The organism is Rhodococcus sp. BP-241 (assembly GCF_019836145.1).
Lineage (GTDB): Bacteria > Actinomycetota > Actinomycetes > Mycobacteriales > Mycobacteriaceae > Rhodococcoides.
The window spans coordinates 267,494-281,876 of sequence record NZ_JABUEI010000005.1 but is presented as its reverse complement, the minus strand read 5'-3'; the positions used below and the strand labels follow the sequence as shown (position 1 = coordinate 281,876).

Genomic DNA, 14,383 nt, shown 5'->3' with positions numbered 1-14,383 from the left:
GCCGACTGTGGACGGCCGCAGCGCGGGCGACCGACTCGTGCGCACACTGCGGCCGTGAACTTCTACGGGGAACACCTGCTCAGCCGTCGTGACGCACTGGCACGCGGCGCCACCGACGCCGAGATCAAGGCTGCACTGGCGCGTCGCGAGATCGCCGTCGTCCGGCGCGGCATCTACGTTCCGGCTGCGGTCCTCGAATCGCTCGACGCCACCGGCCGGCACCTGCTCGAGGTGCGCGCGACGCTGCTGGCGAGCGCCCCCGCGGCGGCCGCCGCACACGGTTCCGCAGCCTTGGTGCACGGGATGTCGTTGTGGCGAGTCCCGGAACGGGTGCATCTCGGCATCCCGCGATCGTCGGGTGGCCACGTCGGTCGGCATCGCCACGTGCATGCCGACGGTCTGACCGAGCGGGACGTCGACGCCATCGACGGCCTGCGCTGCACGTCCGCTGCGCGCACCGTCGCCGACCTCGCGCGGACCCTCCCGTTCGAGGATGCGGTCTGCGCCGGTGACTCCGCACTGCACCGACATCTCGTGACGCCGGAGTCGGTGCGCGAGTCGCTGAGCCGTACGCCGTCCCATCGCAGACGCACCGCCGCCGAGTCTGTACTCGGCTTCCTGGACGGGCGAAGCGAGAGCGTCGGGGAGTCGCGGAGCCGCGTGTATCTGCACCATCTCGGCGTTCCGTGCCCGGAACTGCAGGTCACGCTGATGCTCTCGGACCGCCGCACCACCTTCCGCCCCGATTTCTTGTGGGAGGACGAGGGTGTGATCGGCGAGTTCGACGGTGTCTCGAAGTACTCGGCTCTCGCACGCCCCGGCGAGTCACCCGCCGACGTCCTGGTGCGGGAGAAGCGTCGCGAAGACCTGCTCCGCGCACACGGATGGACTGTGGTGCGCTGGACGTGGTCCGATCTGACGTCGCCGCAACTCGGCCGCGAACTGCGTCGGGTGCTGGCCGCAGGGTGCGGGGGCGCACGGCCGCGCACCACTCGGGTGGGGTGACCGCGCCCGCCGGCCCACCAGCACCGGGCAACCAGCACCGAGACGCCCAGCGGGGTGCACGACCCCTGTCACGGCTGCACTACCCTGATCTCGCCGGTACCGCCCACACCGAAACTAAGGACGCGAACCCCGTATGGCCGAGAACCTGACCATTCCTTCCGACCTCAAGCCCGGCGACGGACGCTTCGGGTGCGGTCCGTCGAAGGTCCGGCCCGAGCAGCTCCAGTCCCTGGTGGACGTGGGCGCGTCGGTGTTCGGCACCAGCCACCGCCAGAAGCCGGTGAAGGACGTGGTGGGTCGGGTGCGCGACGGTCTGCGCGAGCTGTTCTCGATCCCCGAGGGCTACGAGGTCGTGCTGGGCAACGGCGGCACCACCGCATTCTGGGACGCCGCGGCGTTCGGCCTGATCAAGGAGAAGTCGCTGCACCTCACCAACGGTGAGTTCAGCTCGAAGTTCGCCTCGGTGGCCAAGGCCAACCCGTTCATCGGTGACCCGATCGTCGTCTCCGCGGAGCCGGGCAGTGCTCCTGAGCCCACGTCGGATCCGTCGGTCGACCTGATCGGGTGGGCTCACAACGAGACCTCGACCGGTGTGGCCATTCCCGTGTCGCGTCCCGCGGACTCGGAAAACGCCCTCATCGCGATCGACGCCACCTCGGGCGCCGGCGGTCTGCCCGTGAACGTGGCCGATTCGGACGTCTACTACTTCGCTCCCCAGAAGAACTTCGCTGCGGACGGTGGCCTCTGGGTCGCGCTGATGAGCCCCGCGGCACTGGCCCGCGTCGACGAGATCGCGGCGAGCAAGCGCTGGGTCCCCGACTTCCTGTCGCTGCCCATCGCCATCGACAACAGCACGAAGAACCAGACGTACAACACCCCCGCGGTGGCGACGCTGCTCCTGTTCGCCGACCAGATCGAGTGGTTGAACGGGAAGGGCGGCCTGGACTGGGCGACGTCACGGACCGCCGACTCCTCGTCGCGGCTGTACGACTGGGCCGAGCGCTCCGAGTACGCGACGCCGTTCGTCGTCGACCCGAAGCATCGCTCGCAGGTGGTCGGCACCATCGACTTCGACGAGAAGGTCGACGCTGCAGCCGTCGCGAAGACGTTGCGCGTCAACGGTATCGTCGACACGGAGCCCTACCGCAAGCTCGGCCGCAACCAGCTGCGCGTCGGCATGTTCCCGGCCGTCGAGCCCGACGACGTCACCGCCCTGACCGCCTGCATCGATCACGTGGTCGAACACCTGGCGTGAGAGCGTGCGTGTCCCCCCGACTGCTGCACTGTGGTGCATTACAGTCGGGGGTGGCACCGAATCCGGCCCCGTGCTCGGACAGCGAGCAGCCGAGGGGCAGGGGCCGTCGCGACGCAAAGGAGTGATCGTGCGAGAGATCCACGTGATCGGCCTGGCGTCGGACGGCAAGCACATCGTCTGTGCCGATTCCTCCGGTGAGAAGTTCCGTCTGCCGGCCGACGAGAAGTTGCGTGCCGCCGCCCGTGGTGACGCCGCGCGACTCGGACAGATCGAGATCGAGATGGATTCTCTGATGCGACCGCGCGAGATCCAGGCGCGCATCCGGTCCGGCGCCTCCATCGAGCAGGTGGCCAAGGAGTCGGGTATGCCGGCGAGCAAGGTGGAGCGCTACGCGCACCCGGTTCTACTGGAACGCTCCCGCGCCGCCGAACTCGCCCAGCTGGGCCACCCCCTGCGTGCCGACGGGCCCGCCGTGCTCACCCTCGTGGAGATCGTGGGACTCGCGTTCCGCGGCCGCGGGCATTCGATGGACCAGGCCGAGTGGGACGCGTGGCGCGACGAGGACAATCACTGGATCGCTCAGCTGACGTGGCCCGCGGGACGCACCACCAACACCGCGCACTGGCGTTTCCAGCCGGATGCCCACGGCGGCAGTGTCACGCCCCTCGACGACGCGGCGTCCGAGCTGATCGACCCCGATTTCGGCCGCCAGCTCCGAGGGCTGGCCCCCGTCGTCGCCGCCGAGGAGGACTCGCCGTCGCAGCAGACCCTCGACGACTACTACGGGGTCGACGCGGACTCGGACACGGAAACCACGGCGGAGCAGCCCGAACCCGCGGAGACACCCGCAGTGCAGGCCGAGCCCGAGCCCGAGCCGACGCAACCCAAGCCGGCGCCGGGCCATGCGAACGCGAAGGACAAACGGGGAAAGCCGGCCATGCCGTCGTGGGAGGATGTCTTGCTGGGAGTGCGCAGCAACGGCCGCTGAGCCGAGCAGTGTTCACGGCAGAGCGATCTTCACGGCCGAGAATGTGACCGTCTGAGACCGGACGACGACAAGGGGGCGCCCGGTGGGGCTGGGAACAGCAGCGTTGTGGTTCGTCGACGCACCTGATCCGATCGCGGTACTGCGGTCCGGAGTGCAGTCCGACACCGATGCGGCCGCGGCCGTCGCACGGAAGCTCCATCCCGGCCTCGAGCCCACCCTGGTCGGCATGGCTCCCCTGACGGCGTTCGCCGTGGCGTCGGAGCCGAACCGCGTGCTGGTCGGCTGCTACCCGGGCATCACCGTCGTCTGCGCGCCCGAGCCCGCCGCGGTGCGCCCGTCGACTCTCGAGGAGTCGTGGACGTCGTTGCTGCCGTCCACGCACACCTTTCTCGTCGCTTCCGAACGCGAGCACGCGTGGGGCGCCTTCGCGCAATGGGACTCCGGCACCCTGAAGCGCTCGTTCAGCGCCGGCCCCACCTACATCCACGAGGACGAGGGTCTTCCCTTCCCGTGGGAACGGCCCTTCTGGTCGGGCGACCATCCGCTGCAGTTCGACGGCGAGAAGTTTCCCGATCCCCAGGCGCTGCCGTTCCACCCCCAGGAGTTCGCCGACGCGGCGAGCGCCCAGTGGCTCGGCGTCCGCATGATCGGCGGTGCCCGCGACGGGGACACCGACCCCGGGTCGGTGCTGTTGTGCGACTTCGCGATGCGCGATCCGGCGGCGACCCCTCCGCCCGAACCGCCGCGACCGGAGACTCCGGAGCCGCAGCGCAAGCGCGGCCTGTTCCGGCGCCGCTAGACCGACGCGTCGACGGCGAACGCCAGCACACCCACGGCCGCGCCGGCGGCGATGCCCGGAACGACGAAGCGCCACACCGGATCTGCACGCCGGCGGGCGACCGACGGCGCAGCGCCGCCCACCATCACGGCCATCACCAGGACAGCGAAGAGGCTGCTGACCCGGAGCAGGGTGAGGCCCAGCGAGATCACCGCGGCGGCGGTGACGAGTGCCGCGGCGACGGCACACGCAATTCCCGGGCCCCACGGTGTCGGTTCGTCCGGATCCCTCATCCCGTGCGCACCCGCTCGTAGAACGCCATGGCGGCCGCGGTGGCGACGTTGAGCGAGTCGGTGCCCGGTGCCATCGGGATCCGCGCCCGGACGTCGGTGGCGCGCATCGCGTGTTCGGTGAGTCCGGGCCCCTCGGCGCCGAGCAGGAGCGCGACCTTCTCCCCCGTCATCGCCTCGGCCAGCGGAACGGCGGTGGGATTCGGAGTCAGCGAGACGAGCTGGAACCCGTTGTCGCGCAGCACGGACAGCCCGCGCGGCCAGTCGGGGACCGTGGCGAACGGCACGCGCAGCACGTGGCCCATCGAGACACGCACCGACCGTCGGTACAGCGGGTCGGCGCAGGCGCCGCCGAAGAGGACGGCGTCGGCACCGAGGCCGGCGGCATTGCGGAACATGGAGCCGAGGTTCTCGTGGTCGTTGACGCCTTCGAGAATCGCCACGGTCCGCGCGTCGGCGACGACGTCCGCGAGGTCCAGCGGTGCGGGGCGCCGGGCGGCCGCGAGCACACCGCGGTTGAGGTGGAACCCGACGGCCTCCGCCATGACGTCCGCCGTGGTGCGGTAGAACGGCACGTCGACGTCCACGAGATCGTCCGCGAGCTCACCGAGCCGCCGCTCGACGCCCAGCAGCGAGAGGGGCTCGAAACGTGACGCGACGAGGCGCTGGACCACCAGAACACCCTCCGCGATCACCAGCCCCTTGCCCTCGGGCAGGTCGGGGCGACGGTCCGAGGAGTTGAGGTCCCGGAAGTCGTCGAGGCGAGGATCGGCTGGGTCGGTGATGTCGACGACGTGTACCACGGACCCATCTTCTCAGGACGTGTTCCGGCGGTGCATCGGCGCGGCCGATAAGGTCGTCTGCGATGACTACCGACGACACGATCACCATCCGTACCGCCACCGAGGACGACTGGGACGCCATCGCGCTCCTCGACGCCCACGCTTTCGGTGAGCACCAGAACAGCGAGGACATGGAGGAGACCAAGATACTCACGGCCTCGTCCGAGATCTTCCTGGCGTGCGACGGTGACCTGCCGGTCGGTGTCACGATGCACTTCCCGATGGACGTCACCGTTCCCGGTGGCCGCACCCTGCCCGCGACGGGGGTGTCGTGGGTGTCGGTCGCTCCCACGCATCGCCGACGCGGCATCCTGCGCCGGATGTTCACCGCGCAGCACGAGCGCTTCGAGGAGGCGGGCAAGCCCCTGTCGGTGCTCACGGCGAGCGAGGCGACCATCTACGAGCGGTTCGGGTACGGCGCCGCCACGCAGGGTGTCAACTACACCATCGACCGGCGCTTCACCGCGTTCCGCAAGGATCTGCCGCCGCCCCGGGGCGCCCGTCTGGTGACGTCCGCGGAGGCTCGTGAACTGCTGCCGGAGATCTACGGACGGTGGCAGCGACAGACCGCCGGCGCCCAGCCGATGCCCCAGACCCGGTGGCATCGCTTCTTCGCCGATCGCAAGAACTCCCGCGGTGGTTTCTCCAAGCTCTTCTTCATCGTCCACCCCGACGGATACATCGCGTTCCGCCGCGGCTACCGCGTCGGGACAGCGGGGGCGCAGGAGGCGCGCATCGTCGACATCATCGCCGCGACGGACGAGGCACGCTCCGATCTCTGGCAGGTGATGTGCGGCATCGATCTCGTGGAGACGATCGAGGTGACGCTTCCCGTCGGGGATCCGCTGCTGACACTGCTGACCGATCGCCGTGTCCCGCAGGTCACCGGCGTCAAGGACGGCCTGTGGGTGCGGTTGATGGACGTCCCGGCCGCGCTGTCGGCGCGGACGTACGCCATCGACACCGATCTCGTGATCGGCGTGGAGGATCCGTTCCTGCATGCCGGCGGCGCCTATCGCTTCGTCACCCGCGACGGGCACGCCGAGGTCACCCGCAGTGACGACGACCCCGACGTGACGGTGTCCTCGTCCGTCCTCGGCAGCCTCTACCTCGGCGCGCACCGCGCTCGCCAGTTCGCGGCCGCCGGCCGAGTGGCGTCGACGTCGGAGAAGGCGTTGCACGAGTTCGATCTGGCTTTCGGCACCCCGAGCCAGCCCCAGATCGGCTGGTTCTTCTAGGCGGGTCGGGGTTCGTCGACCCCTACGTCGGGCATCGCGATGTCGGCGACATGGGTGCGGCGCACGACCAGCGCCGCGCCCAGGCCCGCGATCAGGGAGACGATCCCGCCGAGCACCAGCGGTGCGCGAGGATCGACGACGTCGGCCACCCAGCCGAGCAACGGGCTGCCCAGCGGGGTTCCGCCGAGGAAGCACAGCATGTAGATGCCCATGACCCGGCCGCGCATGTCTGACGGGACCGACGCCTGCAGGATGTTCATCGCGATGGTGCTGAACGTGAGCTGGACTGCGCCGGCCGGGATCAGCATGACTGCGACGGCCCAGAACGCGGGCATCACTCCGGCCAGAGTCTCGAAGATGCCGAACACCACCGCGGACAGCACGAAGAGACGGATCCCGGGGGTGCCGCGTCTCCGGGCGGCGAGAGTCGCGCCGATCAAGGTGCCCACCGCGAGCACCGTGGACAGGAATCCGTACGCGTCCGCACCCTTGTCGAAGGTGTTGCGCGCGATCACCGACAGGCTCAGCGGGAAGTTGATGCCGAACGTCGACACGACGAACACGGTCGCCAGGAGCACGCACAGATCCGGCCGCCCCGCGACGTAGCGGAATCCCTCCCGCACCTGCCCTTTCCGACGCGGTGCACGCTCGACGGTGAACAGTTCGGCGGGCCGCATGGCGGCGAGGGCGCCGAACACCGCGGCGAACGAGGCTGCGTTGACGAGGAAGACCCAGCCGGTGCCGACCAGCGTGATGCCCACGCCGGCGATCGCGGGGCCGACGATGCGGGCGAGGTTGAACGTCATCGAGTTGAGGCCGATGGCGTTGGGAAGCCGTGCGGGACCGACCATCTCGATGGTGAACGACTGCCGGACGGGCGCGTCGATCGCCGACGAACAGCCGAGGAGCAGCGCCAGGACGTAGACGTGCCACAGCGCCACGACACCGCCGACGTCGAGCAGCCCGAGCACGAGCCCGAACACGGCGGCAGCGGCCTGAGTGGCCATGAGGAGGCGTCTCTTGTCGTACCGATCCGCGAGCACCCCGCCCCACACGGACAGCACCAGCGTGGGACCGAACTGCAGTGCCATGACGATGCCGACGGCGAGCCCGTTGCCCCCGGACAGTTCGAGAACCAGCCAGTCCTGGGCGATGCGCTGCATCCAGGTGCCGATGAGCGAGACGATCTGACCCGACGCCCACAGTCTGTAGTTGCGCGAGTGCAACGCGTCGAACAGAGAGGGCCGGGCCGCGGACCCGTCCGTCCGCCGATGAAGTAGTTGCACGAAGTACCAATCTACTCCGGTGGCGGAGACCTCGGCCCGAGGTCAGGCGGGGAGCGTCACTCCGACTCGTTGACGATGGCCGACATGATGTCGACCGCGGTACGCATCGCCACGAGCTGGTCCGCGTCGAGCCCGCGCAACTGTTCGGTCAACCACGCCTCGCGGGCGTTGACCTCGTCCTCGATGACCTGACGGCCCGCGTCGGACAGCGACACGATGATCTGACGGCCGTCGGTGGGGTGGGGCATCCGGTCCACGTACCCGAGATCGCCCAGGGACGCGACGACGCGCGTCATGGACGGCGGCTGTACGCGCTCGCGCGCTGCCAGGGTGCCCGGAGTCATCGCGCCTTCGCGTGCGAGGGTCGCGAGAGCGGAGAGCTGCGTGAGCGTCACCTGGCTGGTGCGGCGGCCTCGCAGGTGCCGCGTCATACGGACGACAGCGAGGGAGAGGTCGCCGGCCAACGCACGCAGTTCCTGAGGCATCGCCACAGGATACGGCACGTGCGGGTGCTGAACGACCCGCGCGAGCAGCGGATCTGCGCCGACTACGTGAGCGCGTCCGTGATGGGCCCGAGGGCGAAGTACGCGACGAAGAGCAGGGCCACGATGCCGAGAAGTGGGTGGACGCTGCGGATCTTGCCGCGACCGACGGCGAGGACGACCCAGGTGATGAATCCGACGCCGATGCCGTTCGCGATGGAGTAGGTGAACGGCATGACCACGATGGTGAGGAACGCGGGCAGCGCCACATGGAATTTGGTGAAGTCGATGTCGGCGACCTGCCCGATCATCAACGCCCCCACCACGACGAGGGCCGGTGCGGCCGCCTCGATGGGGACCACCGAGTACAGCGGTGTCAGGAACATCGCGGCGAGGAACAGCACGCCCGTCACCACGTTGGCGAGGCCGGTGCGCGCACCCTCGGCGATTCCCGACGCCGACTCGACGAAGACCGTGTTCGACGACGCCGAACCCGCGCCGCCCGCGACCGCGCCGACACCCTCGACGACGAGCGCCTTGCCGACGCCCGGCAGCGTACCGTCCTTGCTCGCGAGCCCGGCCTCCTTGCCGAGCCCGGTCATGGTGCCCATGGCGTCGAAGAAGTTGGCCAGCACCAGCGTGAACACCAGCAGGCTGGCCGCCAGGACGCCGATGCGGGTGAAGGCGCCGAACAGATCGACGTTGCCCACGAGTGACAGGTCGGGGAGGTCGACGACGACGTCGGGCAGCGCCGGCACGCTGAGGTTCCAGCCCTTCGGGTTCACTCCCGCGGAGGCACCGGTGTCGGTGATCGCCTCGATGATCGCGGCCACCACGGTGGTGACGACGATGCCGATCAGCAACCCGCCCCGCACCTTTCGCGCCACGAGGATGCCCATGAGAAGCAGACCGAAGACGAAGGTCACCGTCGGCCACGACGCGATGGACCCGTCGATGCCCAGGCCGACCGGAACGGTGGTGCCGGCGATGTCCGGCACACGACGCACGAAGCCTGCGTCGACGAGACCGATGAGCGCGATGAAGGCGCCGATGCCCGCCGCGATGGCGGCCTTGAGTTCGCTGGGGATGGCCTCGAACACGGCGGTGCGGAATCCGGTGAGCGCCAACACCACGATGATGATGCCGTCGATGACGACCAGCCCCATGGCCTCGGCCCAGGTGACCTGCGGGGCGATGGTGACGGCGAGCAGCGTGTTGATGCCGAGTCCCGCCGCGATGGCGAACGGGTAGTTGGCGATGACACCGAAGAGGATGCTCATGACGCCGGCCACGAGCGCCGTGACGGCGGCGACCTGGGGCACCGGGAGGATGTCGCCCAGCACGTCGGTCTTGGCCGCCGCGTCGTCGGGCGAGAAGCTGCCGAGGATCAGCGGATTCAGCACCACGATGTAGGCCATGGCGACGAACGTGACGACGCCTCCCCGCACCTCGGCGGACATGGTCGATCCGCGATCGGTGATCTTGAAGTACGAGTCGAGGAGAGACGTCGCGCGAGACATGAAGTGGAGACTAGGCCATGACCCGGTGAGGGGCGCGGGTAGCGTCGGCGCCGTGCGCCCCACCCCCGCCACCCCGCCCGGACTGCCACCGCGCGTGACCGATCCCGCTCCGGTGCTCGCTGCCGGGACGCTGCTGTTCCTCGTCGCCGCCGTCCTGTGCTCGGTGGTCGACTCCTTCTCGGGCGCGGTCGCGGTCTGCTGGACGGGAACCGCTCTGGGCGCGTTGGGGTTCGGACTGTTCGCACTGCAACGCCGCGCTGCTCGCCGCGGCCGACGCACGGCCCAGAAGGGGCTCGTGCACCCGCCCGAGGTGTGACCCGGGCGACAGGTTCCGGGCGCGAAAACCCCCTCTGACGTGCTGGAACTCACCCTCCTCGAGGTTGAGTAACACGGACGTAACGTGGAGAATCGGTTATGTCAGTTCAGCTACTCGAGCAACGTCCGGAGAGATAGAAGTGAAGTACGTCGAAAGTTTCCTCAACCGCCGCCGCCACGTTCGGGCACTGCGTGATCTCTACGCACGCGCGAACAACGTGGGCAGCCCCGCGATGCGTGACGAGCTTCTCGTCATCGCCCAGCGCGACCGCTGAGTCGCGACACCACCGCGATACCCGCGACACCGACCAGGGCCCCCAGGAGCCAGCCGACGACGACGTCGCTGAGCCAGTGCGCCCCGAGGTAGACGCGGGAGAACCCGATGAGCAGCGTTGCCGCCGTGACCACGGCGGCCGCTGCTCTCGTTCGTTTCCGGGCACTGTCGAACGCGCCGAGCGCGACCAGCAGCGTGATCACCGCCGCCGCGAAGGTCGCCGACACCATGGCGTGACCGGACGGGAACGAGTAGGTCGAGATGTCGACGAGGCGCTCGGGCACCGGCGGCCGGGTCCGGCGGATCGCGTACTTGAGAGCGTTCATGACGAGCCATCCGGTGAACACCGTGGCCACGAGGCCCGGCCCGAGATGGCGGTGCCCACGGCGCACCAGGATCAGCGCGACCACCACCGTCACGAGTGCGACGCCCGCGGTGTTGCCCACCGTGGTGATCACGGTCATGGCGTCCGTCAGGGCCGCGCTCCGGTGATCCACCATCCAGTCGAGGACATCACGGTCCGCGCTCACGGCAGCACCGTCCATGACACGTGCGTCTCGCCGTCGTCGGTGACCCAGAAGGGCACCGCTCGCTCCACTCGCACGGTGCCGCGACACCGCACCACCAGGTCGTCGTGCAGGACGACGACGTCCGGGACCGGCCACGACGAGATCGCGCGTGCGGCCGCGAGGGCGGGATGGGTGTCCACCGTCGCCCGCTCCCCCACCGACACGATCTCGACGCTCAGCGCCGTCGACGCCGTCTCCACGTCGAGGAGATCCGCGAGGGTGTCGGCGGACGCCGTCGATCCGAGCACGACTCGGTCGGCGGGTAGCAGGGCGATCCACCGCGGGTGATCGAGGACGACCACCGCGGCGGGATCGGCCACGCTGCCGGCGAGAGTGCGTACCGCCACGGGCGGATCGATGTCGCGTAGATCCACCCGCCCGGCGTCCACCGCCTCGGCGAGGAGCATGTGGACCCGGATCGCCACCGCGGGAGACACCACACGATCGGGATCGGCCGCCGCGGCGAGCAGATCGGCCGCCGTGTCGGCGTCGTCGATCGCGGGACCCGCCAGCGCCGCGGCGAACTCGGCGGCGCGGGGATGGTCGACGGGGTCCAGCAGTCCACGCAGGGAGTCGTCGCCGGGCAGACGGAGCAACCCCAGCGGTGTCTCGTTCACCCGCGCGTGACGACGCAGCCACCAGGCGGTGTAGCCGGTCCGGTCCCGCACCGCCGCGGCCGTCACCGGATCGTCGACGATCTGGGTGAGCGCGTCCGCCCAGCGCGCCTCGTCCACCAGATCGAGATCACGCACGGCGACCAGGGTGCCGGGCTCACCGGAGAGACTGTCCCACCACGCCTCCTCGTCGTCGAGATCGTGATCGGGACCCGCGGGGGTCTCGTCCACCACGACGCCGAAGCCGTGACCCACGCCCACCACCCGCAGGGCGTCCGCGCCGTACCGGTCGACGACGGACCGATCCACCACGCCGAACGGGCTGTCCCGCTGCAACACTCGCCGTAACAGCGAGTCCGGCAACAGCAGTTCGTCCGCCGCCCGCATCTCGCCGTCCGACGAGAGCAACGGCAACGACCCGACGGAGCCGATCCTCGTCTCGCCGCCGACGGCTGCCGCGAGGGTCAGCACGTCGTGCACCAGTTCCTCCGGCACGTCGTCCGGATCCTCGAGCATCGCTGCCAACGCGGGGTCGGCGAGCAGGTCGGCCGGGCGAGCGGTCCGCGCTCCCGCGCGGCGGAGCAACGGATGGGCGGCGTCCGGGTGCACCACACGAGCCCACCCGACCGAGCCGAGACGGTCGCCGTCCACCAGCACCACCGTGCGGGGACCCGTGACGGTGCGGCCGTCCGTCAGCGGAACCGGCAGCGCCGCACACTCGTCGACGTCCGCCGAGTCGTGCACGATGTCGGTCAGTGCGTCGTACAGGCGGTGCCACCAGATCGGCGGTCGCGACACCCCCGACAGGCTCTCGACGATGCCCGCGAGCCCGAGCCGACGCACACCGACCGCCGCCAGAGTCGTCGCCGACGCGCGATCCGATGCCTCGGGTGCCACCAGACCCGGCACGACGTCCACGAGGAGTTCGGCCAATTCGGCTGAGATCGAGTCCACCACCGCGGCATTCGCGGGACGTACCGCCCGGCCCGCCGCCGTCGGGACCCACGCGGTCGACTCCAGGTCGCGGACGAGCGCCGCGCGGACCGCCTCGTCGACCTCGGACGCCGGCAGTCCCGGACGCGGTACCGCGGCGGCCCGATGAGACGCCGGCAGGTCGGCGACCAGTGCCGCGTATCCGGTCGCCACGACCGAGAGGTCAGCGCCCGGAAGGACCCGTCGACGGTCGGGCTGGAGGGGGACGTCCGCGATCAGGAGCAGCGGAATCGTCAGCACCTCATCGGATCTGGTGGGCGCACGCAGCACGTCCCGCGTCAGTGGCGCGGGTGAGTCCGGCGTGAGACCGTCGTCCTCGAGCGGCAGAAACCAGCGTGCGGTCGCCGCGTCGCCGCGCCACCATCGTCGGCCGCCGACCCGCACGTCCGTCCACGCTCCCGGGCCCGACGACACCTCACGTACGAGTTCGGTCCCGTCGACGGAGATCGACTGCAGCGCATCGAGTTCGAGCATCAGATCGATCGACTCACGGGCGGCCGCGGTCAGCACTTCGGCGACGTCCACGACGCCGTGCAGCACGACCTCGGTGTCCCAACCCGGGGTCGGCACGTCGTCCGACGCCCACGGCAATCGGAGGACGGGAACGCCCTGCTCAGGCTCACTGAACCCACGCGCGGCGATCGCTCGGCGCGTCCTCGATCCGTCGAACACGATCGAGCCCGACGTGGATCGGATCTCGATACGCTCGGACACCGCACGGACGGCGGTGAACCCGACTCCGTATCGCCCGACGGACGTGGCGTGCTCGGAAGTCTTGTCGGACGCTCGCAGCGCGGACAGCGCCTGCACCCCGGTGATCGACAGCGGCACACCGACATTCGCGACGTGCAGCGTGTCGCCGACGGACCACACCGCCAGGCGACCGGGAACGTCGGCGCGGGAGGCGGCGTCGGCGGCGTTCTGCGCCAGCTCCGTGATCACGCGATCGCGGTAGCCCCCCACCACCAGATCGGCCTCCGTGGCCGCATCCTCCCGCAGTCGGGTGGGCGACGACGACCAGGCCGCGAGAACGGACTCGCGCAGCGCCTCCGTCCCGAAGGGGTCGGTCAGAGGGTCGACGACGACTCCGTGATGTCGGTGACCGCCTCGGTGTCCCGGGGCTCGGTGTTCCGGGGCTCGGTGTTCTCGGTCGGCGTGGTCTCCAGGGCACCGTCGTCGTAGGCCGCGTACGCGGGCGATCCGGCGCCGGTCGGTCCCTCGGTGTCCGAGTGCGCACCGCAGCCGTACGCCGCGTGCACCACGTGTCCGTCCGCGGCCAACTCGTTTCCGCACACGCCGAACGCAGCGCTCAGCGAACCCTGCAGAGCGAGATAGAAACCACACGTGACGCACGTGCCCGGCGCCGCCTTGGCCATCGGGGAATCGGGACCGAAGTCGCTCTCGGCCCACCGCTCGGCGGCCTCGAGCCGACCCTCGCGGCTCATGACCTGCTTGCGACCGAGACCGAGTTCGAGGGCGACGTCGTCGACGGCGGGATCGCCGGTGGCCAGGTACCCCGGCACCAGTCGGACGTCCTCGTGGCGTGGCGGCAGCAGGTCACCCGGAGCCAGATCGCCGGGACGGATGCGCTCGTCCCACGGAACCCACGTCGGCGCCACCAGGGCGTCCGGACCGGGAAGCAGGGCGAGTTCGCTGACGGTGACGGTCTCGGAGCCGGGGGGCGCTGCGACGACGACCGCCCACTGCCAGCCGCCGTATCCGGGCAGGTCGGCCGCGAAGCGGTGGATCGCAGAGGCCTCGTCGACGGCCTCGACCCCGAGGTGGGCTCCGACCGGGCCTTCGCCCGACTCCACGACGGCGGCCTGCGCCACGGACACGGCGTCGGCGAGGAGCGGGGGGATCTCGGTCACGACAGGGGCACTCACACCCCCTATTTTGCAGCATCGGCTCGCGTCGTGCGCCCACCGGGCCTG

General features: G+C 70.2%; 15 protein-coding genes. 7 read left to right on the top strand and 8 right to left on the bottom strand.

Annotated elements, in window-relative coordinates:
* The first annotated feature begins 54 nt into the window (after positions 1-54).
* From HQ308_RS13300 to HQ308_RS13285, 4 genes are all read left to right on the top strand, one after another.
* A complete protein-coding gene (locus HQ308_RS13300; RefSeq protein WP_222646641.1) occupies positions 55-1,005 on the top strand; it encodes a hypothetical protein in 951 nt (316 codons plus the stop codon).
* Positions 1,006-1,138: 133 nt separating this feature from the next.
* Positions 1,139-2,260, top strand: coding sequence for a phosphoserine transaminase (serC, locus tag HQ308_RS13295; protein WP_222646640.1), 1,122 nt, complete (start codon positions 1,139-1,141; stop codon positions 2,258-2,260).
* A gap of 127 nt (positions 2,261-2,387) precedes the next feature.
* Positions 2,388-3,248: a septation protein SepH gene (gene sepH, locus HQ308_RS13290; RefSeq protein WP_222640911.1), complete on the top strand. Its 861-nt coding sequence runs from the start codon at positions 2,388-2,390 to the stop codon at positions 3,246-3,248.
* An 82-nt stretch (positions 3,249-3,330) separates the two neighbouring features.
* Entirely contained in the window at positions 3,331-4,047 is a 717-nt protein-coding gene (locus HQ308_RS13285) for a hypothetical protein (protein WP_222646639.1), read from the top strand.
* Here the strand turns inward: HQ308_RS13285 and HQ308_RS13280 are convergent.
* Positions 4,044-4,319 (bottom strand): DUF2537 domain-containing protein, encoded by a 276-nt coding sequence (locus HQ308_RS13280; protein WP_222627779.1) that lies wholly within the window; start codon positions 4,317-4,319, stop codon positions 4,044-4,046. The genes HQ308_RS13285 and HQ308_RS13280 overlap by 4 nt on opposite strands.
* A complete protein-coding gene (locus HQ308_RS13275) occupies positions 4,316-5,119 on the bottom strand; it encodes an RNA methyltransferase (protein ID WP_027504223.1) in 804 nt (267 codons plus the stop codon). The genes HQ308_RS13280 and HQ308_RS13275 overlap by 4 nt, the downstream gene beginning before the upstream one ends.
* Before the next feature lie 62 nt (positions 5,120-5,181).
* On the opposite strand from HQ308_RS13275, the gene HQ308_RS13270 reads away from it, so the two are divergent.
* Entirely contained in the window at positions 5,182-6,396 is a 1,215-nt protein-coding gene (locus HQ308_RS13270; RefSeq protein ID WP_222640915.1) for a GNAT family N-acetyltransferase, read from the top strand.
* On the opposite strand, the gene HQ308_RS13265 is transcribed toward HQ308_RS13270, so the two are convergent.
* The 3 genes from HQ308_RS13265 to HQ308_RS13255 form a co-directional block, all read right to left on the bottom strand.
* Positions 6,393-7,634, bottom strand: a complete 1,242-nt coding sequence (locus HQ308_RS13265; protein ID WP_051613067.1) for an MFS transporter — start codon at positions 7,632-7,634, stop codon at positions 6,393-6,395. The genes HQ308_RS13270 and HQ308_RS13265 overlap by 4 nt on opposite strands.
* Before the next feature lie 104 nt (positions 7,635-7,738).
* Positions 7,739-8,167, bottom strand: a complete 429-nt coding sequence (locus HQ308_RS13260; protein ID WP_056447507.1) for a MarR family winged helix-turn-helix transcriptional regulator — start codon at positions 8,165-8,167, stop codon at positions 7,739-7,741.
* Between the two features lie 62 nt (positions 8,168-8,229).
* Positions 8,230-9,684, bottom strand: a complete 1,455-nt coding sequence (locus tag HQ308_RS13255; RefSeq protein WP_027504226.1) for an NCS2 family permease — start codon at positions 9,682-9,684, stop codon at positions 8,230-8,232.
* Positions 9,685-9,736: 52 nt separating this feature from the next.
* Between HQ308_RS13255 and HQ308_RS13250 the strand changes: the two genes are divergently transcribed.
* The gene (locus HQ308_RS13250) at positions 9,737-10,000 is read left to right on the top strand and encodes a DUF2530 domain-containing protein (protein ID WP_051612979.1); all 264 of its coding nucleotides are present in this window, start codon (positions 9,737-9,739) and stop codon (positions 9,998-10,000) included.
* 139 nt (positions 10,001-10,139) lie between these two features.
* Entirely contained in the window at positions 10,140-10,274 is a 135-nt protein-coding gene (locus tag HQ308_RS22630; protein ID WP_261769702.1) for a hypothetical protein, read from the top strand.
* Here the strand turns inward: HQ308_RS22630 and HQ308_RS13245 are convergent.
* From HQ308_RS13245 to HQ308_RS13235, 3 genes are all read right to left on the bottom strand, one after another.
* Positions 10,252-10,803: a phosphatase PAP2 family protein gene (locus HQ308_RS13245; RefSeq protein WP_027504228.1), complete on the bottom strand. Its 552-nt coding sequence runs from the start codon at positions 10,801-10,803 to the stop codon at positions 10,252-10,254. The two genes, HQ308_RS22630 and HQ308_RS13245, sit on opposite strands and share 23 nt — an antisense overlap.
* On the bottom strand, positions 10,800-13,391 hold the full coding sequence (locus HQ308_RS13240) for a sacsin N-terminal ATP-binding-like domain-containing protein (RefSeq protein WP_308115778.1): 2,592 nt from the start codon (positions 13,389-13,391) through the stop codon (positions 10,800-10,802). Before HQ308_RS13240 ends, HQ308_RS13245 begins: the two co-directional genes overlap by 4 nt.
* Positions 13,392-13,516: 125 nt before the next feature.
* A complete protein-coding gene (locus HQ308_RS13235) occupies positions 13,517-14,344 on the bottom strand; it encodes a DUF3027 domain-containing protein (protein WP_051613068.1) in 828 nt (275 codons plus the stop codon).
* Between the last annotated feature and the right edge of the window lie 39 nt (positions 14,345-14,383).

Excerpts from the sequence above, each read along its gene's own strand:
- serC (WP_222646640.1), top strand. The coding sequence starts at position 1,139 with ATGGCCGAGAACCTGACCATTCCTTCCGACCTCAAGCCCGGCGACGGA.
- HQ308_RS13280 (WP_222627779.1), bottom strand. The coding sequence starts at position 4,319 with ATGAGGGATCCGGACGAACCGACACCGTGGGGCCCGGGAATTGCGTGT.
- HQ308_RS13270 (WP_222640915.1), top strand. The coding sequence starts at position 5,182 with ATGACTACCGACGACACGATCACCATCCGTACCGCCACCGAGGACGAC.
- HQ308_RS13260 (WP_056447507.1), bottom strand. The coding sequence starts at position 8,167 with ATGCCTCAGGAACTGCGTGCGTTGGCCGGCGACCTCTCCCTCGCTGTC.
- HQ308_RS13255 (WP_027504226.1), bottom strand. The coding sequence starts at position 9,684 with ATGTCTCGCGCGACGTCTCTCCTCGACTCGTACTTCAAGATCACCGAT.